Below are 22753 nucleotides of genomic sequence, written 5' to 3'. Positions count from 1 at the left end.
GTAATGGGTATTCAGGTCATCAGCCGGGACGGTCAGCCGGAGTACGCAGTCGTTCCCTGGGAGCAGTATCAGGCCTTGCTCAAGGCGGCAGGGCAGGCGCCTGCAGTGGTCGAGGCAGACGAACCGGCGGCTTCGAGCGAGGCGCTCAGCCTGCCGTCGTTCAGTGAAGTGGCGCAGTTGCGCCAGGCCAAGGGCATCGCGCCCGAGCAACTGGCACGCAACGTCGGTGTCAGCCCGGCCTACCTGGCCATGATCGAATCGGGCGAGCGCCAGCCGGATGCCGCCATCCGCCGTGCCTTGGCCTGGCACCTGGGTGTGGCCGGCTGGAGCGAGCCGTCATGAGCCAGGTCAGGATCAGCCGTCAGCATTGGCAGAGCCTGCTGGACGAGCTTGACCTGGCCCGCCGTCAACGCCACTTGCTGACCTATCGAGCGCTGCTGGAGCGGCTGCAGCTGCCCACGCCGGCGATGCAGACGCTTACGGCCGCGCTGGAATACCTGGCGCTGCTCGATGCCCGCGCCGAGCAACCGCTGCGCAGCTCCCTGGTCATCAGCCAGGGCGCCAGCCGCCTGCCGCGTACTGGCTTTTTCGAGTGCGTCGAGCGCCTGGGCCGCTTCTCCGGCCCGGTCGATGGCATGGAAGCGGCGTCCTGGCATGCTTCCGAGGTGGTTCGGGTGTTCGAGTACAGCTATCCCGAAGAGGCCTGAGTCGACTCACCACTTGGATGCGGCCAAATAATATTGAAATGGCATCATCGCTGTGATGAAATCCGCCGCACTTTAGCCGCCCCAATGCGGCATTTTTCGTTCAGGGATGAACGACAACCAGCAGTCTCTGCCTGTTGGTCCCCCTGAGCGCATGGATATTCTCAGGAGACCGGTTTGTCACCTTCATCGCTTTCCCTGCGTAGCCCCAACCTACGTGGAACCGCCCTGGCCGTGGCGATCGCCGTTGGTGTCAGCGGTTGCGCCAGTGTCGAAGAGTTTTCGCGCTCCCACAGCCGCACCACCAACTGCCTGGTCGGCGGTACCCTGGGCGCCCTGACCGGCGCGGCGGCTGGCGCCCTGAGCAACAAGGGCGACGGTGCCATCATCGGCGGTGCGCTGTTGGGCGCAGCTGCTGGCTGCGGCGCTGCATTAGCCTACAAGGATCGTATCGACCGCCTGCAGCGGTTGGCTGAGGAAGAGCACCTGAAGCTCGACGTCGAGACCCTCAACACCCCGGCCGCCACGGCCAGTGCCGCGCCCCAGGAGGCGGGCTTCGTCGCCCAGGTGCAGGACCAGGGCATGTTCCCGGTCGGTAGCGCGCAACTCAGCGCCGAGGGCGAGCGGCAGGTCCGCAAACTCGCCAGTGCCTTCACCGGCCAGCGCCAGACGGCGATCCTGGTGGTCGGCCACACCGACGCCACCGGCAACGCCAGCTTCAACCAGCAGCTGTCCGAGCGCCGCGCCCGTGCCGTGGCCAGCATCCTCGCCGAGCAGGGCATCGCACCCCAGCGCATGTACTTCCAGGGCGCCGGGGCATCACGGCCGATCGCCGACAACGCCGACCCGCTGCAGCGTGGCAAGAACCGTCGGGTCGAGTTCGTCGAGGTCAACGACACCGCGACCCTGGTCAAGCGGGTCAATGCCGAGCAGAACAACCCCAAGTATCTTGCTCATGGTACCGCCACGGTGGTGAAGGCCCCAGTCCGCCGCAGCAAGCCAGCGGTCGCCGAGCAGGCTGCCAAGCCCGCCAAGTCCAGCACGCCGGTCGCCAGCGAAAGCGTCGCCAAGGCCAAGCCCGGCAAGCCGACATTCACGCCGCATACCGGCCCCGTGGTCGATTTCGGCGGCACGGCGGTGAGTGCCAGCCAGTGGACACTGGGCCAGACCATCACGCCCAAGTCCGGCGGCTTCTCGCTGATCTCCTCAGCCTATGCCAGCAGCATCCCGGTCAGCAGTTGCGAGGCCGACCAACCCCGCGAGAGTGGCAAGGTGATCAACCTGGCCAGTGGCCAGGCCCTCGACACCCACCCGACCACCGACTACCTGCCAGGCTACAACAACCGCGTCTGGGCACAGACGGTCAACGGCCACCTGGTGACCATCTCGCCGGTGTCGATCCTGCGCGTCGATGCCGCCGTCGACCGCCAGCCGTTCATCCAGGTCGTCACCGACTACAGCCAGGGCAACCGCAAGGCGCTGGTCAAGGCCGACGCGGTGGCCAACACCTACGAAGGCGAGGACCGGGTGCTCTACCGGGTCTTCCTCAAGGATCCGCAGGCGCCGGTGTCGTGCATGGACGTGGTGTTCAGCAAAGGCAGCGCGCAGGCCACCGAAGGCGCCTTGTTCTACCCACTGCGCAATGGCGAAACCTATACCGCCCGGTTCGTACCGGTTCGTACCTGACACAAGGGATTAGAGATGCAAGAGTTCAGTTTCAACGCCTTGATGGCCCTGGTATGGGCCAACAAGCTGATCAGCGGCGCCGTGCTGTCGACGCTGCTGGCCATCATCGCCATCAAGGTCTACTGGGAGCAGGTGGCGTACTTCGTCATGCGTGCCTGGCATGGACTGCCGCTGATCGGCACGGTGGCCCGCCTGGCGCGCAAGAACACCAGCACCGACGACCACAAGTGGCTGCTCAGCGAAACCTCGCTGTGCAACGACTACTACGACTACTACCAGGACGTCGGCGGCAAGACCTCCGACTCCTACAAAAAATGTCAGTCCTATCTGGCCACCATTGGCGAAAGTGATCGGCGAGAGCGGCCAATTTGGGTATTGGTGCTGGTATTCCTCCTGATCCTGTTCGAAGCGGTGGGCTTCGCCTATGTGTTGGTGCCGTTCATTAACCAGAACCTGTCCAGCAATGACCAGACCTACCTGGGCTGGATGGCTGCGTTCCTGCTGTCGATCATTTCCGCAGGCTTTGCCGAGGCTGCCGGGCGCGCAATTCACCACAACACCCTGGTGAGCAAAGCCCGTCATTGGTGGGAGAGCGACCCAGAGCGCGGCAACCAGGCACTCAAGATGCAACGAGTGGTCGGCATCGAAGATACCTACACCGATGCCGAGGCCAAGGATTACACCCGCATCCTCAATCGCCTCAACACCAACCACACCGTCACCCCCAAGCGTGGCTGGATCATCGGCTGTGCCCTGGTGGTGGTGATCATGGCCTGCGCTGCCTTCGGCATCCGCGCCTACCAGCTCAAGAGCATCGAGACCGAGATGGTCGGCAACCCCGACGTCTTCGCCCAGCAGAGCGCCGAGACCAGCGCCAGCCCGTTCGAGCTGCCCGACGAGTCGGCCACGTTGAACCAGCAGGCCAGCGACAGCACCCTGACCGACAAGATGGACGCCATCCGCAGCGCCTCGCTGATCACCTTCGTCGTACTCTCGGTGATCTACATCGCCATCCAGGCGGTGAGCGTCTGGCTGGCATCGATCTTCGGCTTTGCCGGGATCGAGTCGAAGAAGGCCTGGGAATACACCCACAAATTCAACAACGCCGCCGAGCTCGAGCGCTGGATGGAAACCCAGCGCATCAAGATCAGCGCGCACGCCGACCACAAGCTGCGCATGCTGCAGCTGAAGCTGTCGCGTCGCCCGACCACCGACCCAGAGGTGGCCGTGGCCATCAGCGGCGCGCAAAGCCGCGACTTCAACGCCTACGTGCGCCGCAAGCAGGCCGACACCACCCACCGCTCAGTGGCCGCCGAGGCGCCGCAGGTGGCCAAGGCCGCCGCGCCCCAGCCTGTCGCGCAGCCTGCGCCGGCGCCCCTGGCGGTAAGCGAGCCGTTGTCGCAGCCCGTCGAGCAACCGGCGCCGGCTGCTGCCGCCACGCCGCTGGACGCCCTGCGCAACAAGGATCTGACCGTCTACAGCGAGGAGCAATTGCGCAAGGTCTGCCAGACCAAGGGCTACGACGAGGTGGCGGTGCTCGCGCTACGCGCCGAACAGCAGGTGCTCAAAGATTTCGAAGGCGTCTGAATGAAACTCAAGCTACTGATCGCCCTGTTGTTCTGCCTGCCTGCGGTGGCGCAGGCAGGGGAGCGCAACGACATTCCCGACTGCTATGCCTACGCCAAGGCCGACGCTTTCCGCCAGCCCGGTTCTGGCCGTGAGCTGACGGTGATCGTCGACCAGACCATCCCCATGCCCGAGAGCATCCAGAAGGCTGCCTGGGCCCAGATCAACCGCTTCATTGGCCCCGGCGACAAGCTGCGCCTGTACAGCTTCTCGGCCTTCGTGCCGGGGCAATACATGCAGCTGCGCTTCGCCGGCGAGTTGAATGCGCCGCTGGCGGGCAAGGTCCGCGACGATGTCGGCATGCAATCGCTGCGTACCTTCGACAAGTGCGTGGCGCAACAGCAGGCGTTCTTGCAGAAGAAGTTCGGCCAGGTGTTCGTGCAGGCCCTGCGCGAGGCCAGCGAAGACATTCCGCGCAGCGAGATCTTCCACTCGTTGCGTGACATTGGCCAGGACCTGGCGACCCGTCCTGCCGACGAACGCGTGATCCTGCTGCTCTCTGACATGCTGGAAAACAGCGATTTCGGTAGCTTCTACGCCAACAACCGGATCCGCGACCTCGATCCCCAGGCCGAGCTCAAGCGGGTAGGGGAGCGTCAGTTGTTCGCCGATCTGCAAGGTGCGCGGGTGTACGTGGCGGGGGCCGGGCTGGTGACCAAGGACGTCAAGCACGCCTATCGCTCGGGCAAGACCATGGAGCAGCTGCAGTACTTCTGGAGTGGCTACTTCGCAGGCTCCAATGCGTCCTTGGCAGCGTTTGGTACGCCGAGCCTGAATGTGGATCTGAAGTAGTCGCTTGTCGTCAGTATTGGGTTGGGTTTGCGATCGAGCGCCGCCCGCGCGGCGCTCGATCTCCCGGCCAATACAAGGCTCAAGACAAACAGAAAGGGGCGAAAATCTGCATGTTCGCCCCTTTTTCGTTACATCATTCGCCTCAGTGCTTGGCCACCTGCGAGCTCGCGCTCAGGTAGTCGAGCAGGATGCGACCGGTCTCGGACAGGTAGGCGTCGTCTTCCGGCTTGGTGTCTTCGTCTTCCGCCGGCAGGGCGTCCTCGTCCTCTTTCTTCAGTTCCTTGAGCGGCTCTTCGCCCTTGGCCTTGCGCCGGACGTTCTCCAGGGCCAGTTGCTTGGCCTCGATCTCGTCATGGCGCGCACGGCGCTCCTGCTCGTTGAGGCTGACAGTCTTCTCGTTCATCAGCTTCTGGGTCAGCGCCAGGCGGTCACGGATGTAGGTGAACTCGGCATCCTTGGCGCTGCGCGCCTCATGCTGCGCCTTGAGCTGGGCCAGGTAAGGCTTGAACGGGTCGGCCGCTGGCTTGACCACCGGGCGGATGGTGTCCCATGGCATGGCTTCGGGCAGGGCGCTCTCGCCGATTTCCTTGGTGTCGATGATCGACGGGTAGTCGATGTCCGGCAGCACGCCCTGGTGTTGGGTGCTCTGCCCGGAAACCCGGTAGAACTTGGCCAGGGTCAGCTTCAGCTCGCCATGGTTGAGCGGCTGGATGGTCTGCACGGTGCCCTTGCCGAAGGTCTGGCCGCCGATGATCAGCGCACGGTGGTAGTCCTGCATGGCGCCGGCGAAGATCTCCGAGGCCGAGGCCGACAGGCGGTTGACCAGCAGCGCCAGCGGGCCTTTGTAGAAGGCGCCGGTGTTTTCGTCCTCGAGCACATCGACCCGGCCGTCGCTGTTGCGCACCAGCACGGTGGGGCCCTTGTCGATGAACAGGCTGGTCAGCTCGGTGGCTTCCTGCAGCGAGCCGCCGCCGTTGTTGCGCAGGTCGATGACCACGCCGTCGACTTTTTCCTTGCGCAGCTCGGTCAGCAGCTTCTTCACGTCGCGCGTGGTGCTCTTGTACTCGGGGTCGCCGGCACGGTAGGCCTTGAAGTCAAGGTAGAAGGCCGGGATCTCGATGATGCCCAGCTTGTAGTCACGCCCATCCTGCTTGAGCTTGAGCACCGACTTCTTGGCCGCCTGCTCCTCGAGCTTGACCGCCTCGCGGGTGATCGCGACGATCTTCGTGGTCTGGTCGTTCGGCGCATTGCTGGCCGGAATGATCTCCAGGCGCACCACCGAGCCTTTCGGGCCACGGATCAGCTTGACCACTTCGTCCAGGCGCCAGCCGACCACGTCGACCATTTCCTTATTGCCCTGGGCTACGCCGATGATCTTGTCGGCCGGTGCCACTTGCTTGGTCTTGGCCGCCGGGCCTGCTGGCACCAGGCGCACGATCTTGACCTGGTCGTTGTCGCTTTGCAGCACCGCGCCGATGCCTTCGAGCGACAGGCTCATGTTGATGTCGAAGTTCTCGGCGTTGTCTGGCGACAGGTAGTTGGTGTGCGGGTCGTAGGACTGGGCGAAGGTATTGATGTAGGCCTGGAAGATGTCCTCGGCACGGGTCTGGTCCAGGCGCGCCAGCTGGTTCTTGTAGCGCTTGGTCAGGGTTTCCTGGATCTGCTTGGGTTCCTTGCCGGCCAGCTTCTGGCGCAGTACCTCGTCCTTGACGCGTTTGCGCCAGAGGTCGTCGAGCTCGGCCTGGTTCTTCAGCCACGGCGCGTCCTTGCGGTCGATCAGCAAGGTCTCGTGGGTGGTGAAGTCCATCTTGTCGATGCCCTTGGCCAGTTCGGCCAGGGCGAAGTCCAGGCGTGACTTGACGCGGTCGAGGTAGCGTTTGTAGATGGTGAAGCCGGGTTCGAGGTTACCGCTCTTGAGGAAGTCGTCGAACTGCGTCTTCCACTTGTCGAATTCGGCGATGTCGGCGGCGGTGAAATAGCTGCGTGCAGGGTCGAGCAGTTTGATGTAGCTGTCGTAGATGATGACCGAGCGGGCATCGTCCAGCGGCGGCTTGCTGTAGTGGTGGCGCTTGAGCAACTCGACCACGTTGAGGCTGGCGACGATTTCGTCACGGTCCGGCTGCAGGCTGTCCCATTTGTTGGCGGCCGATGCATTGCCGCCGAGCGCGAGGCTGCCAAGGCCGATGACCATGGCGAGGGCGGTGCTGGGGAGGAAATGCTTCATGCTGATTCGACGTGGAGGCAATTGATCACGCATAGTAGGCCGTCTTTTCCGTTCGCCGGTTCCAAAAGAGCCGGTCGCATACTGCAAAAAGCCTGGGGACGTGGCGTTCCCAGGCTCGGTCATATGATTCAACTATGGAGGCACTGTGAAGGCATTGCAAGGCGTTGACGGACATGTGGCCTGGGTCGAAGCCGAACGACCGACCTGTGACGCTGGCCAAGTGCGCATTCGCGTGGCTGCCGCTGGGCTGAACCGCGCCGATCTGCTGCAAAAGGCCGGGCTTTACCCGCCGCCGCCGGGTGCCAGCCCCTACATGGGCCTGGAGTGCGCCGGGGTCATCGAGGAAGTCGGCGCCGGCGCCGACTGGCGCGTGGGTGATCGCGTGTGCGCGCTGCTGGCCAGCGGCGCGATGGCCGAGGAAGTGGTGGTCGATGCCCGTCACGTGCTGCCGGTGCCCGAGGGGCTGAGCCTGCAAGAGGCGGCGGCATTGCCCGAGGTGTACGCCACCGCCTGGTTGAACATCTTCCAGCTCGGTGGCGTGAAGGCCGGCGAGAAGGTGCTGGTGCATGCCGGTGCCAGTGGCGTGGGCAGCGCGGCGATCCAGCTGTGCAAGGCTTTCGGCAGCCCGGTGTGGGTCAGTGTCGGTTCCAGGGACCGCCTGGACTACTGCCAGGCCTTGGGCGCTGCGGGTGGTGTGGTGCGCAACGAAAACCTCGACGACCTGGAAGGCTTCGGCCCGTTCGACGTGATCCTCGACCCGGTGGGCGCCAGCTATGGCCAGCTCAACCTCAAGCTGCTGGCGCGGGACGGGCGCTGGGTGATCATCGGCCTGATGGGCGGGCGCAAGGTCGAGCTGGACCTCGCCCAGGTGCTGGGCAAGCGCCTGCAGGTCACAGGCTCGACGCTGCGCAACCGTGACGACGGGTACAAGGCCGAATTGCTGCGCGACCTGCAGCAGCAGGTGTGGCCGCTGTTCGCCGAAGGGCGTTTGTCGCCGCAACTGGTCGATACCTACCCGGTGGAGTTCGCCGAGGCGGCGTATAAAGAGCTCGAGGGTAACCAGGTGTCGGGCAAGCTGGTGATGATCATCGACCCGAGTTTGGTGTAAGCAGGCCAGGCCTCTTCGCGGGTGAACCCGCTCCTACAGACGGCGCAGCAGCTGTAGGAGCGGGTTCACCCGCGAAGAGGCCGGCACAGGCCATAAAGACTTTCAGCTCCAGCTCAGGACCGGCCAGCCATTGGTCTGGGCATGCTCGCGCAGTACCGCATCGGGGTTGACCGCATGCGGATGGTCCACCCTCAACAGCAGCGGCAAGTCGTTGCGCGAATCAGAATAGAAACTCGCTCCCTCCAGGTTCTCCTGCTCCTGGTCCAGCCACTCCATCAGCCGGGTGATCTTGCCCTCGCGGTAGGTCAGCACGCCGTGGGTCTTGCCGGTATACACCCCATTCACCGCGTCCAGTTCGATCGCCAGGTATTCGTCCACGCCCAGGCGTGCGGCGATCGGCCCGACCAGATGCGTGCCACTGGCCGAGATGATCAGGATGCGGTCGCCGCGCTGGCGGTGCTCGGCGATGCAACGGCAGGCATCGCCATAGATGATCGGCTCGATCACGTCCTCGACCCAGGGCTCCACCAGGTGATCGACCTCCTCCAGGGTGCGCCCGGCAATCGGTTCCAGGCTGAAGGCCATGTACTCCTCCATGCGCAGGTGCCCCTTGCCGTAGGCCTCCATCAGTTCATGGTCGCGGCGCACGAACGTCTTGCCATCGACCCAACCCAGCCGGGCCATCTGCTCGCTCCAGAGCGAAGAGCAATCACCGTGGATCAGGGTTTCGTCCAGGTCGAAAATCGCCAATGCCATCTGTATCTCCTTAAGCCACTTCCCGTAGCGCCGTGGGATCGATCGACAATGCCACCTGCTGGCCGTCCTTGTACAGGTCGGCCGACGAGCGATTGAGCACGTCGACCACCAGTTCCACGTCGCGCACCTGAACCCGGTAGCGGATCACGTTGCCGAGCAGACTATGGCTGCGCACCACGCCTTGCAGTTCACCTTCGCGGCCCAGGCTGATGGCCTCGGGGCGGATCGCCAGGCGGCTGTCGATCGGGCGTTGCAGCAGGCGGCTGGCGCTTTGCGGGTCGAGCAGGTTGTAGTTGCCGATGAAGCCGGCGGCGAACAGGTCCACCGGCGCGGTATAGAGGGTTTCGGCATCGCCGCTCTGGACGATGCGCCCTTCGTTCATCAGGAAGATGCGGTCTGACATCGTCAGCGCTTCTTCCTGGTCGTGGGTGACGAAAATGGTGGTCAACCCAAGTTCGCGCTGAATGGCGCGAATCTGCTCGCGCAGGTGCTTGCGGATGCGCGCATCCAGTGCCGACAGGGGCTCGTCGAGCAACAGCAGGCGCGGGCGGGTGACCAGCGAGCGGGCCAGGGCCACGCGCTGGCACTGGCCACCCGAAAGCTGGTGCGGGTAGCGCCCGGCGAAGCTGCCCAGCTCGACCAGTGCCAGGGCCTCGGCCACCCGCGCCTGGCGCTCGCTGCCAGCGACCTTCTGCATGCGCAGGCCGAACGCCACGTTCTGCTCCACGGTCATGTTGGGGAACAGCGCATAGCTCTGGAACACCATGCCGATGCCGCGTTTTTGCGGACTCACCGGCACCAGGTCCTGGCCATCGAGCAGAATGCGGCCGCTGTCCACCGGGGTCAGCCCGGCGATGCAGCGCAGCAGCGTGGACTTGCCGCAGCCCGAGGGGCCGAGCAGGGTGACGAATTCGCCGCGTTCGATCTGGCAATCGATGTCCTGGAACACCGGGCTGCCTGCGTAGCTCTTGTGCAACCGTTGCACGCTGACGAAGCTCATGTCAGGTCTTGTCCTTGTTCAGGCGGTTGGCGATCCAGGTCATGACCAGCACGAAGGCGAAGTACGAGATGACCAGGGCGCTGTTGAAGTGGCCGCTGCTGTTGCGCATGTTGTTCAGGTAGACCTGCAGGGTCTCGTAGCGCGTGCCGACCAGCAGGTTGGCGAACACGAACTCGCCGAACAGGAACGAGAACGACAGCAGCAGCGCCACCATCAAGCCCTTGCGCAGGTTCGGCAGCACCACCAGCAGGGCCGCTTGCCAGGTACTGGCGCCAAGCAGCTGGGCGGCGTCCATCAGGTCGCGCAGGTTGATGGCCTGCAGATTGTTGGTGATGGCCCGGTACATGAACGGCAGGGCGATGGTGAAGTAGCAGCCGATCAGGATCCACGGCGTGCCGACCATGGCCATCGGCCCGCTGCCATAGAGTTGCAACAGCCCTACCGACGACACCACAGGCGGTACCGCGAACGGCAGCAGGATGAGGATGTTCATCAGCGCGTCGAGCCTGGGGAAGTGGTAGTGCACCACGAACAGCAACGGCAGGATCAGCACCACCGACAGCACCAGCGCGCCCACGCACACCAGCAGTGACTGGCCGAACGCCGCCAGGAAGCGCGGCTCGCTCCACAGCGCCAGGTACCACTTGAAGGTCAGGCCGCTGGGCAACAGGCTCGCCGACCAGCTGGTGGCCAGCGAGTAGAGCAGGGTGCCGGCCAGCGGCAGCAGCAGGATCAGGAACAGCAGATACACCACCAGGCGGTGATACAGGCCGGCCGAGAGCGGCTTAGCGCGCATGGTAGCTCCTCTTCAACAGCCATTGGTGAACCACCGTGACCAGCGTCATCAGCCCCACCAGCACCATGGCCAGGGCGCTGGCCAGGTTCGGGTCGAGGCTGATGTCGCCCGCCACCAGGCTGGCGATGCGGATCGGTAGCACGTTGAAGTTGCCGGTGGTCAGTGCGTACACCGTGGCGTAGGCGCCCAGGGCGTTGGCCAGGAGGATGACGAAGGTGCCGAGCAACGCCGGGGCCAGCACCGGCAGGCCGATGTGCCGCCAGAATTGCCAGTGGTTGGCGCCCAACAGCGCGGCCGACTCGCGCCAGTCCTCGCGCAGGGCATCGAAGGCAGGGTAGAGCAGCAGCACGCCGAGTGGGATCTGGAAATAGGTGTACACCAGGATCAGGCCGCTCTTGGAATATATGCTGAAGTCCTGCAGCAGGCCCACCTGCTTCAGCAGCAAGGTCAGCGCGCCATTGAAGCCGAGCAGGATGATGAAGGCGAAGGCCAGCGGCACACCGGAGAAATTGCTGGTCATGTTGGCGAAGGCGCTGACGAAGTCACGCAGCCGCGAGTCCACCTGGCGCAGCGAATAGGCCCCCAGGGTGGCGATGACGATGCCGAACAGGCTGGACCAGAAGCTGATTTCCAGGCTGCGCTGCAGGGCTTGCAGGTAGAACTTCGAGGCGAATATCTTGCTGAAGTTGTCCAGGCCCCAGCCGGCCTCCGATTGCAGGCTGCTGATGGCCACCCAGGCCAGCGGGGCGATCTGGAAGATGACGAAGAACACGGCGAACGGCAGCAGGCACAGCAGGGCGAGATAGCGTGCGCGGTTGCCGACCCTCACTTGAGCAGTTCCCGGCACACGGTCTTGTCGTGCGCTGCGCCGAGCAGTTCGCAGATGCTGCCGCACAGTTCGGTCTGCAGGGGCTTGGCGGCGGGGTCGAGGCTGAACGCCTCGCCGAACACGAACAGCGGCACCTCGCGTTCCTCGGCCAGCAGGCCGTTGTGCGAACGGTCGTTGTTCATGCCGTGGTCGGCGGTGACCAGCACCTGGTAGCCCTCTTCGAGCCAACCCGGCAGATAGTCGGCCAGGAGGATGTCGACGCTGCGTGCGGCGTTGCGGTACTGGCTGCTGTCCAGGCCATGGCGATGGCCGATGTCGTCGACGCTCATCGGGTGAACCAGGAGGAAATTCGGTGCATGGCGACGGCGCAGGTATTCGGCATCGGCCAGCAGGTGCGAGTCGGGGTAGCGGTCGTCCCAGTAGAACAGCCCATGCTGGATCGGCAGCTTGGGGGCATGGGTGTGGCGGTCGCGCTGCGGGTCGAAGGGCGAGCGGTTGTACAGCTCGCTCATCCAGTGGTAAGCCGCCGCCGCAGTGCCCAGGTTGGCCTCGCGGGCGTAGTGGAACACGCTGCGCTGGTTGGACAGGCGGTTGACGTTGTTGTGCACGATGCCGCTGTCGATGGGCGGCACGCCGGTGAGTATGCATTCGTACAAGGGCCGCGACAGCGATGGCAGCTCGCATTCCACGCGGTACAGCGCGGCACGATCGGCCTCGACGTAGGCGTGCAGGTGGCCCATGGCGTGATGGGCCACCTGGTAGTTGAGGCCATCGAGCAGGACCAGGATGACGTTGTGTTGCATGGTGGCTCCAAATCAATAACCGCGTTGCCTTCTTCGCGGGTAAACCCGCTCCTACAGGTTGGGGCCTCACTCCATTTCTATGATCACCTGCTCCTGCCACATCTGCGGCAGTGTCTTCGAGGTGGCTTCCCAGGCCTCGGCATTCTTGATCGGCTGCTCGGCCTTGTATTGCTCGTTGGGCAGCAGCTTGGCCTGGACGTCTTCCGGCAGCTTCATGTGCTTGGCGCGGATCGGCCGGGCGTGGCCCTTGGCCAGGTTGATCTGCCCGGCGTCGCTGAAGATGTACTCACGCGCAAGCTTCGCCGCGTTCGGGTGCTTGGCGTACTTGTTGATCACGGTGGTATAGCCGGAGACCACCGAACCGTCGGACGGGATCAGCACCTCGAAGCGCTTGGGGTCGATCTGTTCGCGGTAGCTCAGGCCGTTGAAGTCCCAGACCACGCCCACCTCCACTTCGCCCTTCTCGAGGGTCTGGATGGTCGGGTTGGCCAGCGACAGGCGCTTCTGCTGGGCCAGCTTGGTGAACAGTTGCAGGCCCGGCGCCACGTTGCTCTCGTCGCCCTTGTAGGCGATGGCTGCGGCCAGCACCCCGTTGGCGGCCTGGGCGGCGGTGCCGACATCCCCGATGGCGACCTTGTACTTGCCTTTTTCCAGGTCGTGCCAGGAGGTCGGCCGCTCGTCTTCCTTGACCAGGTCCTTGTTGATGATGAAGGCGATGGTGCCGGTGTAGGCCAGCACCCAGTGGCCGTCCTTGTCCTTGGCCCAGTCGGGTACCTGGTCCCAGGTGCTGGGCTTGTAGGGCTGGGTTACGCCCTCGGCCGCGGCAATCGGGCCGAACGCTGCACCGACATCGCCGATGTCGGCGCTGGCGTTGCTTTTCTCGGCTTTGAACTTGGCGATTTCCTGGGCCGAGCTCATGTCGGTGTCGCTGTGCTTGAGGCCATACTGGCTGGCCAGGTCATCCCAGGTGTCTTTCCAGTTGGCCCAGGCATCGGGCATGCCCACGCTGTTGATCTGGCCTTCCTTGCGGGCAGCGTCCTCCAGAGCCTTGAGGTCGGGCCCGGCGGCCAGCGCCGAGGTGCACAGGGTAATGGCCGAGCCGAGCAGTGACGCCATGAACAGCTTTTTCATCCGAAGCTCCTTGGGTGGGTGCTTGTGTGACCGTCGTTGGATGGGGTTATGGAAAGCGCCTTGCTGGAACCCCTCGCTTCGGGCAAGCAAACCTGCACCACGATAGCGGCGTCGTGTGGCAGTTTGATGTAGGAGAAGGCATGCATAGAAGGTTCCAGTTTCCTGGAATTACAGCGTAGACCAGTTCCAGGCGGTGGCTTCACCGCCTTGTCACAGGATGTTCATCGGCGTTTCAACTGGCGGGGCTGGGCTCGCTCATGGCGCCACCGCCGGCGGTCACCACCTGCACCGACAGGCGTGGGGTCGCCAAGTCCAGCCCGGCTTCGTCGAGCTGGCGCTTGAGGGCCAGGTTGAAGGCGCGCGACACTTCCCACTGCTTGATTGGCGCGGTCTTGAAGCGTGCCCGCAGGATCGCCGAGCCCGACTCGAAGCTTTCCACCCCTTGCAGCTCCAGCGGCGACCAGATGTTGCGACGCATCAACGGGTCGTTGCGCAGCTTCTGACCGACCTCGCGAATCAGGCTGATGGCGCGGTCGATGCTCATGTTGTGGGGGATGGCCACGCGGAAGATGGCATAGCCGAACTCGCGTGAGTAGTTCTTGATGCTCTTGATCTCGCTGAACGGGATGGTGTGCACGATGCCATCGATGTCGCGCAGGCGCACGGTACGGATGGTCAAGCCTTCGACGGTGCCGAGGTGGCCGCCGACATCGACGTAGTCGTCGATGGCCAGGGAGTCCTCGATGATGATGAACAGGCCGGTGATCAAGTCGGCCACCAGCGACTGCGCGCCGAAACCGATGGCCAGGCCGATGACACCGGCACCGGCCAGCAGCGGGGTGACGTTCATGCCCATGTTGGCCAGGGCGACGATCACCGCGATGATGAAGATCACCACGAACATCACGTTGCGGATCAACGGCATCATGGTCTGCGCACGGGCGTTGGCCAGGCCCCGGCGCGAGCGCACCAGGGCGTGGTGCACGGCGGTGTCGGCGAGGATCCACACCAGCCAGGCGACGATCAGCGTACCGGCCAGGCCCAGCAGGCGCAGGCTCACGTCATGGCCTTCGCCCTCGGCGAAGCTGATCATCGACAGGCCCCACACCCGCAACCCCAGCTCGATGAACACCAGCCAGATGAACAGGTGCACCAGCAGGTAGCCGAAGTTGCGCAGGCGCTCGGCGTACACCGCCTGGCGCTTGTGGGTGCGCTTGGGATTGGCGGCATGCCGGCGCACCAGGCCGTTGAGCACCATGCACACCACCACCAGCACGGTGCACATCAGCGACTGGCGCAGGGCGGTGCTGGTGTCACCGGCGGAAATGAACGTCGCGAACAGCGAGATGGCTACCAGGATCAGTGCCGGCACGAACCAGAAACTGCCGAGGATCTCGATGGTGTCGCTCAAGGTGCGCCGGGTCAGGCGCCGGGCCAGTGGCTGGTTGCGGATCAGGTGGGCGATCGGCCGGCGGAAGCGCAGGATGAACAGGCCGGAGGAAAGCGCCGCGATGACATTGGCCAAGGTTGCCAGGGCATGCGCCAGATGGGTACCCAGGGCGACCAGCATGCGCGGGTCGCTCATCGCCTCGCCGAAGGCGGCGAAGCTACCGATCAGCCACAGCGGGCGGAAGGCCTGGTGCCGCAGGATATGCAGGGCACGGTGGCGATGCGGGCCGTCGAGCAGCGAGAAGGCGATCACGCAGATGGCCGAGAAACAGGTGCCGACCACCAACGCATAGGCCAGCACCATGGCCAGCGATTTGCCCAGCGAAGGGGGCAGGGCGAAGCTCAGGTACACGGTGAAGATCAACGCTACCAGCCAGGGCCCCAGCTTGCGCAGGGCGAAGCGCACCAGGTCCCAGGTGCGCGGGTGTTGCGGCAGTTCCTCGGTCAGGCCGAAACGCACGCGCACGCGGTGGCCGATCCAGTTGAACACCCACGCCAGCAGGCTCCAGACGGCGATGACGGCAGCGAAGCCGAAGAGGATCGCCGGCCATTGATGCACCGGTACGATCAGCTCAGCCAGCTCGGCCTGGGCCTGCTCGATTTCCAGCGCCCAGCGATGGAACGGGCTGGCATTGCCGCTGAACTGTTGTTCGAAATCGTGCAGTACGCCGCCGATCAGGCCGAGCACCCCCTGCTCGACGCTGGGTTGCGTCTGCTTGGTGGCGTCGCGCAGCTTCTTCAGGTCGGCCAGCAACTTGGTGCGCTGCTCGTCGTTTTCCAGGTTCTTGATCACCTCGTCCAGCGACTTGCCCAGCGGTTCGGTGGCTTGTGGCTGGGCCGGCGTGCTCGAGCCGAGCAGGCTGGGCAGGCCCGCGGCGTGGGCGGGGACGACGAACAGGGTGAACAGCAGGATCAGGCAACGGAAAAGGGCAGGCACCGGGAAATCTACCTCAGGGTCGAACAATTGACCGAGTGTAGAGGTTTATGTCGGCAGTTGCTCCAGGATCTTCCAGCAGGTGAGGCCGAAAATGCCGAGGGTGCCGATCCACATCATCACCACGCCGATGTTGCGCTCGCGCAGGCTGAAGCCGATGGTGAGCAGCAGCAGGAACAGGAACACCGGCACGAACAGGGACAGGAAGGGGGACATGGGGAGCAATCCTTTTGCGGTGGGGCCATGTAAACAAGCATAGCGGGTTGCGTGCTCGTGGGGGTTGATCCGGAGCAGTCGTTGCCGTTGCGGGCCTCTTCGCGGGTAAACCCGCTCCTACAGGTGCGGCACAGGTTTCAGAATCTGTGCGATACCTGTAGGAGCGGGTTTACCCGCGAAGAGGCCAGGCCTGCCTAAAGCAATATCACGGCAACTCGCGACTACCGTAGAACGCCGTCAGCACCTTCACCAGGTGCGCCAGGTCATGGCTGCCGCACAGCTCGCGGATCGAATGCATGGCGAAGGTCGGCAGGCCGATGTCGACCGTGCGCACACCCAGGTGGCTGGCGGCGATCGGGCCGATGGTCGAGCCGCAGCCCATGTCGCTACGCACCACGAAGCTCTGTACTGGCACCTCTTCGGCCATGCACAGGTGGCGGAAGAAGCCGGCGGTTTCGCTGTTGGTGGCGTAGCGCTGGTTGTTGTTGACCTTGATCACCGGCCCGGCATTGAGCTTGGGCCCGTGGTTGCCGTCGTGCTTGTCGGCGTAGTTGGGGTGCACGCCGTGGGCGTTATCGGCCGAGACCATCAGCGAGCGCTGGATGGTACGCACGTATTCGTCGCCGCCCGGCAGCAGGCGCTGCAGGGTCTGTTCGAGCATCGGGCCGTCGGCGCCGCAGGCCGAGCACGAGCCTACTTCCTCGTGGTCGTTGCACACCAGCACGCAGGTCTCGTCGCTGTCGGCGGCGAGCAGGGCCTGCAGGCCGGCGAAGCACGACAGCAGGTTGTCCAGGCGGGCTGCGGCGATGAAGTCGCCGTTCAGGCCGATCAACGCGGCGTCCTGGGTGTCGTAGAAGCTCAGTTCGTAATCCAGCACCACGTCGGCATTGAGGTCGTGTTCGCGGGCCAGCTGCTCGGTGAGCAGGGCGCGGAAGTCGATGCGCTCGTCACCGGCGACCTGGGCCAGGATCGGTGGCAGCTCGGTCTGCGGGTTGATCTGCCAGCCTTCGTTGGCCGTGCGGTTGAGGTGGATGGCCAGGTTGGGGATGACCGCGATCGGCAGCTTGAAGTCGATCAGCTGGCTCTCGACCTTGCCGTCGCGGCGGAAGGTGACCCGGCCGGCCAGCGACAGGTCGCGGTCGAACCACGGCGCCAGCAGCGCGCCGCCGTACACTTCGACGCCCAGTTGCAGGAAGCCCTGGCGCTGCAGTTCGGGTTGCGGCTTGACCCGCAGGCACGGGCTGTCGGTGTGCGCGCCGACCATGCGGATGCCGTTGAGCACGGGCGCTTGCTTGCCCAGCTTGATGGCGATGATCGAGGAATCGTTACGGGTCACGTAGTAGCGACCGCCGGGCACCGTGGCCCAGCTGTCGCGCTCGTCCAGGCGCTGGTAACCGGCGGCCTCGAGGCGCTGGGCCATGCTGGCGGTGGCGTGGAAGGGCGTCGGGGAGGCCTTGAGGAATTCGATCAGGCCGGTATTCAGTGCATCGCGCATAGGTCACTCCAGACAGCAGTGGCGCGAGTTTAGCGCAGATGCCTTCAGAAGGGGGCGGGGCACTCGAACTTCAACCGCTGTCCGGAAACCGGGTGGGTGAAGCTCAGCATCGAGGCGTGCAGGCACAACCGCTCATGGGCGGCCAGCGCCTCGGGGTTGGCATACAGCCGGTCGCCCAGCAGCGGGTGGCCGATCGACAGCATGTGCACGCGCAGCTGGTGCGAACGCCCGGTGATCGGCGTCAGCTCGACCCGGCAATGATCGCCGCAACGTTCCACGATCCGCCAGAAGGTCAGCGCATGCTTGCCCTGCTCGTGGTCCACCACGTGCCGTGGCTTGGTCGGTGGGTCGTAGCGCAATGGCAGGTCGATGCTGCCGCTATCCAGCGCCGGCTGGCCCCAGCACAGCGCGGTATAGGCCTTCTCGGTCTCGCGGTCATGGAACTGGCGGGACAGCTCGCGGTGGCTGTCGGCATCGCGGGCCAGCAGGATGATGCCGGAGGTTTCCCAGTCCAGTCGATGGACGATCAGCGCATCCGGGTAGCCGTTTTCCTGCAGGCGGGTGATCAGGCAGTCCTTGTTGTCCTCGGCACGGCCTGGCACCGACAGCAGCAGGGTCGGTTTGTTGATTACCAGGATGGCGGCGTCTTCATGGAGGATCTGGACGTTTGACAGCGGCATTGCGGGGTCTCTATGGGGTTGGGAAAGCATTGGGGCCGCTTTGCGGCCCATCGCGGCGCAAGGCCGCTCCTACACAGGGATCGCATACCCCTGTAGGAGCGGCCTTGCGCCGCGATGGGCTGCAAAGCAGCCCCAGCTTCTAGCCAGATCAGCGATCAGGCAAAGTGATGTTCAGTTCCAGAATCGAGCAGCTACCCTGGTTTTCCAGCTCGATGTGCACATCGTCGTTGCCGATGTTCACATACTTGCGGATCACCTCGAGCAGTTCCTTCTGCAAGGCCGGCAGGTAGTCGGGCTCGCTGCGCTGGCCGCGCTCGTGCGCCACGATGATCTGTAGACGCTCTTTCGCTACCGACGCGCTGCTTTGTTTCTGCCTGCCACGAAAGAAGTCAAAAAGGTTCATGGTTTATTTGCCTCCAAACAGGCGCGCGAAGAATCCTTGCTTCGGCACGTCGATAAAGCGCAGTGGCTTTTCTTTGCCCAACAGACGGTCGACGGTGTCGCTGTAGGCCTGGCCGGCATCGCTCTGGTCGTCGAGGATGACCGGGATACCCTGGTTGGACGCCTTCAGTACGGCCTGCGACTCGGGAATCACGCCCTTGAGCTTGATGGCGAGGATTTCCTCGACGTCGGCGATGCTGAGCATTTCGCCCTTCTCGACGCGCTCGGGGTGGTAGCGGGTGATCAGCAGGTGTTCCTTGATCGGCTCTTCGCCGTTCTCCGAGCGCCGCGACTTGCTCGACAGGATGCCCAGCATGCGGTCGGAGTCACGCACCGAGGAGACTTCCGGGTTGGTCACGACGATGGCTTCGTCGGCGAAGTACATCGCCAGGTGCGCGCCTTTCTCGATACCGGCCGGCGAGTCGCAGATGACGTAGTCGAAGGTTTCCTTCAGCTCCATCAGCACTTTCTCGACGCCTTCCTGGGTCAGCGCGTCCTTGTCGCGGGTCTGGCTGGCGGCCAGCACGAACAGGTTCTCGAGGCGTTTGTCCTTGATCAGGGCCTGTTGCAGGTTGGCCTCGCCGTTGACCACGTTGACGAAGTCGTACACCACGCGGCGCTCGCAGCCCATGATCAGGTCGAGGTTACGCAGGCCCACGTCGAAGTCGACGATGACCGTCTTGTAGCCGCGCAGTGCGAGGCCGGTACCGATAGCGGCGCTGGTGGTGGTCTTGCCCACGCCCCCCTTGCCGGAAGTAACGACGAGAATCTTGGCCAAGGTGTTTCACCCCTAAATAAACGGGACGCGAGTCCCTGCAAATACAAAAAACGGCAACGAGAAAAAAGTTGCGCTAAAAATGCCGGCAAGTATCCGTTAAAGACGGGTGATGTTCAACACATCGCCAGACAGGCTGACCTGCACCCCAGCACCCCACAGCGGGTCGCGGCGCAGGTCTTCGCAGACCTTGTACTGGCCGGCGATCGAGACCATTTCGGCGGTCATCTGGTAGCAGAAGATCCGTGCCTTGGTGTTGCCCTTGATACCCGCCAGGGCGCGGCCGCGCATGGCGCCGTACACATGGATGTTGCCATCGGCGAGAAGTTCCGCGCCTGGGCTGACCGAACCGACCACCACCAGGTCGCCGCCCTGGGCGTAGATCTGCTGGCCGCCACGCACTGGCGTGGTGATGATGCGGGTCGGGCGCACCTCCGGTTCGGCCGGTGGTGGCGGCGGTGGTGGGGTGGGTTCGGGCTTCTTCACCTCCGGCTCGGGCTCCAGCGGCCGCTCGCGGGCGCCGGAAGGCGGCAGCACCGGCAGGTCGATGGCGATCGCTGCGGCGATGTCCTCGATGCGGCTGGCGCGGATGGCCAGGGTGCGCAGGCCATGGTGGCGACAGATGCGCATCAGCCCGGGCAGGTCGATGGCGCCTTCGCTGGCCGGCAGCTTGTCCAGGGCCAGCACCAGCGGCGTGTTGCTGAAGAAATTCGGGGCCTGGGCCACTTTCGCCGCCAACTGGCGGTCGAGGGCTTCCAGGTCGTTGCGCCCCAGTTCCAGCACAGTGATGGCGAGCATGCTGCCCTTGAGCTGGAACACGGAGGCGGTGTCGGGTGTTGGGTTTGTGCTCATGGTCTGCATAGACGGCTTGTTGCGAAAAAAGTGCCCTGACTTATAACGATAAGACCGTTTGGCCGCAACCGATGCCGAACCGTTGTAGAATGCCCGGCCTTTGTCTTACCGGAAGCTTCAATGGAACGCCCGCGTTTTCGACCCTATTTCCTCCACCCACGTTTCTGGGGCCTGTGGCTGGGCCTGGGCTTGCTGTGGCTGGTCGTGCAGTTGCCGTACCGCGCCCTGCTGGGGCTCGGCAGCGCGCTGGGCGCGGTGATGTACCGCCTGGCCGGTGAGCGCCGGCGCATCGCCGCGCGCAACCTGGAACTGTGCTTCCCGGAAATGTCCGACGACGAACGGCGGCGTTTGTTGAAGGCCAATTTCGCCTCCACCGGCATCGCCTTCTTCGAAATGGCCATGAGCTGGTGGTGGCCCAAGGCCAGGCTGGCGCGCCTGGCGCACATCGAAGGCATCGAGCACCTGCAGGCGGCGCAGCAGGCCGGGCAGGGCGCGATCCTCATGGCCGTGCACTTCACTACCCTGGAGATCGGCGCCGCATTGCTGGGCCAGGCCCACACCATCGATGGCATGTACCGCGAGCACGGCAACCCGCTGTTCGACTTCATCCAGCGCCGTGGCCGCGAGCGGCACAACCTCGATTCGTTGGCGGTGGAGCGCGAGGATGTGCGCGGCATGCTCAAGCTGCTGCGTTCCGGGCGGGCGATCTGGTACGCCCCGGACCAGGACTACGGCGCCAAGCAGAGCCTGTTCGTGCCGTTGTTCGGTATTCCGGCGGCGACGGTCACCGCCACGACCAAATTCGCCCGCCTGGGCAAGGCGCAGGTGATTCCGTTCACCCAGAAGCGCCTGGAGGATGGCAGCGGCTATCGTCTGGTGGTGCATCCACCGCTGGCCGACTTCCCGGGGGAGAGCGAAGAGGCCGACTGCCTGCGCATCAACCAGTGGGTCGAAGGGGTGTTGCGCGAGTGCCCGGAGCAGTACCTGTGGGCGCACCGGCGCTTCAAGTCGCGGCCTGAAGGGGCACCGCGGCTGTACGACAAGAAGAAACGCTAGTATCAGGTTGCCTGTGCCGGCCCTTTCGCGGGCAAGCCCGCTCCCACAGTGACCGCGATAGCCTCAGGCGATACGCGGACCTGTGGGAGCGGGCTTGCCCGCGAAAGGGCCGGAACAGGCAACCTAGTTCATCCAGGAATCCACGCATGGCCCCACCCCCGGTAACCGGTCTCATCCTCTCTGGCGGCGGCGCCCGCGCCGCCTACCAGGTCGGCGTCCTGGCCGGCATCGCCGAACTGCTGCCGGCCGGTGCGCCGAACCCGTTTCCGGTCATCGTCGGCACCTCGGCCGGGGCCATCAACGCTGTCGCCCTGGCCAGCGGCGCCACCCGCTTCGGCGAGGCGATCGAACGCCTCACCACGTTCTGGCAGAACTTCCGCAGCCACCTGGTGCTGCGCAGCGACTGGCCGGGAGTCATCCGCCAGGCCAGCCGTTTCGTCGGCCATAGCCTCCTGGGCCTGGGCGGCCAGGCACCAGTGGCACTGCTCGACAGCAGCCCGTTGCGTGGCCTGCTGACCGCGCACCTGAACCTCGACGGCATCGGCCACGCCCTGGCCGCCGAGCAGTTGCGCGCGGTGGCGGTGACCGCGTTCGGCTACGAGTCGGGCCAGGCGGTAACTTTCTACCAGGGCGGCGGCACCATCGACGCCTGGCTGCGCCACCGCCGCATCGGCGTGCCGACGGCGTTGTCGATCGACCACCTGCTGGCCAGCGCGGCGATCCCGCTGCTGTTCGCGCCGGTGCGGCTGGGCGACGAGTACTACGGCGATGGTGCCGTGCGCCAGTCGGCGCCGATCAGCCCGGCCCTGCACCTGGGGGCCAGCCGCGTACTGGTGGTCGGCGTCAGCGGCAACCCGCAGCGCCCGGCTTCGCCGTTGCCCGCCCAGCGGTTGTTCAGCGGCCAGCAGCCGAGCCTGGCGCAGATCGGTGCGCACATGCTCAACAGCACCTTCATCGACAGCCTCGAGGACGACATCGAGCTGTTGCAGCGACTCAACCACCTCAGCCACCTGCTGCCGGCACACCTGAACGCGCGACGCCTGGGGCTGGCGCCGATCGAGGTACTGGTGGTGGCGCCCAGCCAGCCACTGGACGAAATCGCCGCGCGGCATCGGCGCGAGCTGCCCTCGGCGCTGCGCACCTTCCTGCGTGGGCCGGGGGCGACGCGCACCAGCGGGGCGGGGGTGTTGAGCTATTTGCTGTTCGAGGCGAGTTATTGCAGCGAGCTGATCGAGTTGGGGCGCAGGGATGCCCTGGCCAAGCGGCGGGAGCTGGGGCAATTCCTGTTTGCCCCAACGGCAACCCAACTGTAGGAGCGGGGGGGGGGGGGGGGCGCCGGGGGGGGGGGCGGGGGGGGGGGGGGGGGGGGGGGGGGGGGGGGGGGGGGGGGGGGGGGGGGG

Annotated in this window: 22 protein-coding genes; 8 read left to right on the top strand and 14 right to left on the bottom strand. The window is 64.9% G+C overall.

The genetic code is table 11. The features are described 5' to 3' along the window. Nucleotides 1-3 precede the first annotated feature (3 nt). From IAE37_RS14320 to IAE37_RS14300, 5 genes are all read left to right on the top strand, one after another. On the top strand, nucleotides 4-342 hold the full coding sequence (locus tag IAE37_RS14320) for a helix-turn-helix domain-containing protein (RefSeq protein ID WP_201174623.1): 339 nt from the start codon (nucleotides 4-6) through the stop codon (nucleotides 340-342). Further along, nucleotides 339-707, top strand: a complete 369-nt coding sequence (locus IAE37_RS14315; protein WP_201174622.1) for a hypothetical protein — start codon at nucleotides 339-341, stop codon at nucleotides 705-707. The genes IAE37_RS14320 and IAE37_RS14315 overlap by 4 nt, the downstream gene beginning before the upstream one ends. A 174-nt stretch (nucleotides 708-881) precedes the next feature. After that, on the top strand, nucleotides 882-2390 hold the full coding sequence (locus IAE37_RS14310; RefSeq protein WP_236409960.1) for an OmpA family protein: 1509 nt from the start codon (nucleotides 882-884) through the stop codon (nucleotides 2388-2390). Nucleotides 2391-2405: 15 nt separating this feature from the next. Further along, nucleotides 2406-3977: a hypothetical protein gene (locus tag IAE37_RS14305; RefSeq protein ID WP_201174621.1), complete on the top strand. Its 1572-nt coding sequence runs from the start codon at nucleotides 2406-2408 to the stop codon at nucleotides 3975-3977. Beyond that, nucleotides 3978-4808, top strand: coding sequence for a hypothetical protein (locus IAE37_RS14300; RefSeq protein ID WP_201174620.1), 831 nt, complete (start codon nucleotides 3978-3980; stop codon nucleotides 4806-4808). Between the two features lie 142 nt (nucleotides 4809-4950). Here the strand turns inward: IAE37_RS14300 and IAE37_RS14295 are convergent, their stop codons facing one another. Continuing rightward, on the bottom strand, nucleotides 4951-7032 hold the full coding sequence (locus IAE37_RS14295) for a carboxy terminal-processing peptidase (RefSeq protein ID WP_201174619.1): 2082 nt from the start codon (nucleotides 7030-7032) through the stop codon (nucleotides 4951-4953). Nucleotides 7033-7177: 145 nt separating this feature from the next. On the opposite strand from IAE37_RS14295, the gene IAE37_RS14290 reads away from it, so the two are divergent. After that, the gene (locus IAE37_RS14290) at nucleotides 7178-8140 is read left to right on the top strand and encodes an NAD(P)H-quinone oxidoreductase (protein ID WP_201174618.1); all 963 of its coding nucleotides are present in this window, start codon (nucleotides 7178-7180) and stop codon (nucleotides 8138-8140) included. A 102-nt stretch (nucleotides 8141-8242) separates the two neighbouring features. Here IAE37_RS14290 and IAE37_RS14285 read toward each other — a convergent pair whose 3' ends face one another. From IAE37_RS14285 to minC, 13 genes are all read right to left on the bottom strand, one after another. Further along, the gene (locus IAE37_RS14285; RefSeq protein ID WP_201174617.1) at nucleotides 8243-8896 is read right to left on the bottom strand and encodes an HAD family hydrolase; all 654 of its coding nucleotides are present in this window, start codon (nucleotides 8894-8896) and stop codon (nucleotides 8243-8245) included. Between the two features lie 10 nt (nucleotides 8897-8906). Continuing rightward, nucleotides 8907-9896 carry an ABC transporter ATP-binding protein gene (locus IAE37_RS14280; RefSeq protein WP_201174616.1) on the bottom strand — a complete coding sequence of 330 codons (990 nt, stop codon included), beginning with the start codon at nucleotides 9894-9896 and terminating at the stop codon, nucleotides 8907-8909. A gap of 1 nt (nucleotide 9897) precedes the next feature. Further along, nucleotides 9898-10692: an ABC transporter permease gene (locus IAE37_RS14275; RefSeq protein ID WP_201174614.1), complete on the bottom strand. Its 795-nt coding sequence runs from the start codon at nucleotides 10690-10692 to the stop codon at nucleotides 9898-9900. Next, nucleotides 10682-11521 carry an ABC transporter permease gene (locus IAE37_RS14270; RefSeq protein ID WP_201174612.1) on the bottom strand — a complete coding sequence of 280 codons (840 nt, stop codon included), beginning with the start codon at nucleotides 11519-11521 and terminating at the stop codon, nucleotides 10682-10684. Before IAE37_RS14270 ends, IAE37_RS14275 begins: the two co-directional genes overlap by 11 nt. Beyond that, on the bottom strand, nucleotides 11518-12324 hold the full coding sequence (locus tag IAE37_RS14265) for an alkaline phosphatase family protein (protein ID WP_201174610.1): 807 nt from the start codon (nucleotides 12322-12324) through the stop codon (nucleotides 11518-11520). Before IAE37_RS14265 ends, IAE37_RS14270 begins: the two co-directional genes overlap by 4 nt. A gap of 66 nt (nucleotides 12325-12390) precedes the next feature. Then, nucleotides 12391-13455, bottom strand: coding sequence for an ABC transporter substrate-binding protein (locus IAE37_RS14260; protein ID WP_201174608.1), 1065 nt, complete (start codon nucleotides 13453-13455; stop codon nucleotides 12391-12393). A 232-nt stretch (nucleotides 13456-13687) separates the two neighbouring features. Further along, entirely contained in the window at nucleotides 13688-15841 is a 2154-nt protein-coding gene (locus IAE37_RS14255; RefSeq protein WP_201174606.1) for a mechanosensitive ion channel domain-containing protein, read from the bottom strand. 45 nt (nucleotides 15842-15886) lie between these two features. Then, nucleotides 15887-16054, bottom strand: a complete 168-nt coding sequence (locus IAE37_RS14250; RefSeq protein WP_201174604.1) for a hypothetical protein — start codon at nucleotides 16052-16054, stop codon at nucleotides 15887-15889. Nucleotides 16055-16259: 205 nt separating this feature from the next. Next, on the bottom strand, nucleotides 16260-17549 hold the full coding sequence (locus IAE37_RS14245; RefSeq protein ID WP_201174603.1) for a M18 family aminopeptidase: 1290 nt from the start codon (nucleotides 17547-17549) through the stop codon (nucleotides 16260-16262). Between the two features lie 44 nt (nucleotides 17550-17593). Beyond that, nucleotides 17594-18229, bottom strand: a complete 636-nt coding sequence (locus IAE37_RS14240; RefSeq protein WP_201174602.1) for an RluA family pseudouridine synthase — start codon at nucleotides 18227-18229, stop codon at nucleotides 17594-17596. Between the two features lie 148 nt (nucleotides 18230-18377). Further along, nucleotides 18378-18632 (bottom strand): cell division topological specificity factor MinE, encoded by a 255-nt coding sequence (gene minE, locus IAE37_RS14235; RefSeq protein ID WP_021782476.1) that lies wholly within the window; start codon nucleotides 18630-18632, stop codon nucleotides 18378-18380. Between the two features lie 3 nt (nucleotides 18633-18635). Further along, a complete protein-coding gene (gene minD, locus IAE37_RS14230; RefSeq protein WP_136913427.1) occupies nucleotides 18636-19448 on the bottom strand; it encodes a septum site-determining protein MinD in 813 nt (270 codons plus the stop codon). Nucleotides 19449-19544: 96 nt separating this feature from the next. After that, nucleotides 19545-20306, bottom strand: a complete 762-nt coding sequence (minC, locus tag IAE37_RS14225) for a septum site-determining protein MinC (RefSeq protein ID WP_201174601.1) — start codon at nucleotides 20304-20306, stop codon at nucleotides 19545-19547. Nucleotides 20307-20417: 111 nt separating this feature from the next. On the opposite strand from minC, the gene IAE37_RS14220 reads away from it, so the two are divergent. Beyond that, a complete protein-coding gene (locus IAE37_RS14220) occupies nucleotides 20418-21353 on the top strand; it encodes a lipid A biosynthesis lauroyl acyltransferase (RefSeq protein ID WP_136913429.1) in 936 nt (311 codons plus the stop codon). Between the two features lie 146 nt (nucleotides 21354-21499). Further along, nucleotides 21500-22666, top strand: coding sequence for a patatin-like phospholipase family protein (locus IAE37_RS14215; RefSeq protein WP_201174600.1), 1167 nt, complete (start codon nucleotides 21500-21502; stop codon nucleotides 22664-22666). Nucleotides 22667-22753 lie beyond the last annotated feature (87 nt).

This window comes from Pseudomonas sp. S31 (genome assembly GCF_016648105.1).
Taxonomy (GTDB): domain Bacteria; phylum Pseudomonadota; class Gammaproteobacteria; order Pseudomonadales; family Pseudomonadaceae; genus Aquipseudomonas.
The sequence above is the reverse complement of the archived record's forward strand: the minus strand, read 5'-3'. Positions and strand labels throughout refer to the sequence as shown.

Bases quoted from the DNA above. Each gene is read 5' to 3' on its own strand.
- IAE37_RS14285 (WP_201174617.1), bottom strand. From the start codon at position 8,896: ATGGCATTGGCGATTTTCGACCTGGACGAAACCCTGATCCACGGTGAT.
- IAE37_RS14265 (WP_201174610.1), bottom strand. From the start codon at position 12,324: ATGCAACACAACGTCATCCTGGTCCTGCTCGATGGCCTCAACTACCAG.
- minC (WP_201174601.1), bottom strand. From the start codon at position 20,306: ATGCAGACCATGAGCACAAACCCAACACCCGACACCGCCTCCGTGTTC.
- IAE37_RS14300 (WP_201174620.1), top strand. From the start codon at position 3,978: ATGAAACTCAAGCTACTGATCGCCCTGTTGTTCTGCCTGCCTGCGGTG.
- IAE37_RS14315 (WP_201174622.1), top strand. From the start codon at position 339: ATGAGCCAGGTCAGGATCAGCCGTCAGCATTGGCAGAGCCTGCTGGAC.
- IAE37_RS14275 (WP_201174614.1), bottom strand. From the start codon at position 10,692: ATGCGCGCTAAGCCGCTCTCGGCCGGCCTGTATCACCGCCTGGTGGTG.
- IAE37_RS14240 (WP_201174602.1), bottom strand. From the start codon at position 18,229: ATGCCGCTGTCAAACGTCCAGATCCTCCATGAAGACGCCGCCATCCTG.
- IAE37_RS14295 (WP_201174619.1), bottom strand. From the start codon at position 7,032: ATGAAGCATTTCCTCCCCAGCACCGCCCTCGCCATGGTCATCGGCCTT.
- minE (WP_021782476.1), bottom strand. From the start codon at position 18,632: ATGAACCTTTTTGACTTCTTTCGTGGCAGGCAGAAACAAAGCAGCGCG.
- IAE37_RS14280 (WP_201174616.1), bottom strand. From the start codon at position 9,896: ATGAGCTTCGTCAGCGTGCAACGGTTGCACAAGAGCTACGCAGGCAGC.
- IAE37_RS14220 (WP_136913429.1), top strand. From the start codon at position 20,418: ATGGAACGCCCGCGTTTTCGACCCTATTTCCTCCACCCACGTTTCTGG.
- IAE37_RS14320 (WP_201174623.1), top strand. From the start codon at position 4: ATGGGTATTCAGGTCATCAGCCGGGACGGTCAGCCGGAGTACGCAGTC.
- IAE37_RS14260 (WP_201174608.1), bottom strand. From the start codon at position 13,455: ATGAAAAAGCTGTTCATGGCGTCACTGCTCGGCTCGGCCATTACCCTG.
- IAE37_RS14215 (WP_201174600.1), top strand. From the start codon at position 21,500: ATGGCCCCACCCCCGGTAACCGGTCTCATCCTCTCTGGCGGCGGCGCC.
- IAE37_RS14245 (WP_201174603.1), bottom strand. From the start codon at position 17,549: ATGCGCGATGCACTGAATACCGGCCTGATCGAATTCCTCAAGGCCTCC.
- IAE37_RS14305 (WP_201174621.1), top strand. From the start codon at position 2,406: ATGCAAGAGTTCAGTTTCAACGCCTTGATGGCCCTGGTATGGGCCAAC.
- IAE37_RS14250 (WP_201174604.1), bottom strand. From the start codon at position 16,054: ATGTCCCCCTTCCTGTCCCTGTTCGTGCCGGTGTTCCTGTTCCTGCTG.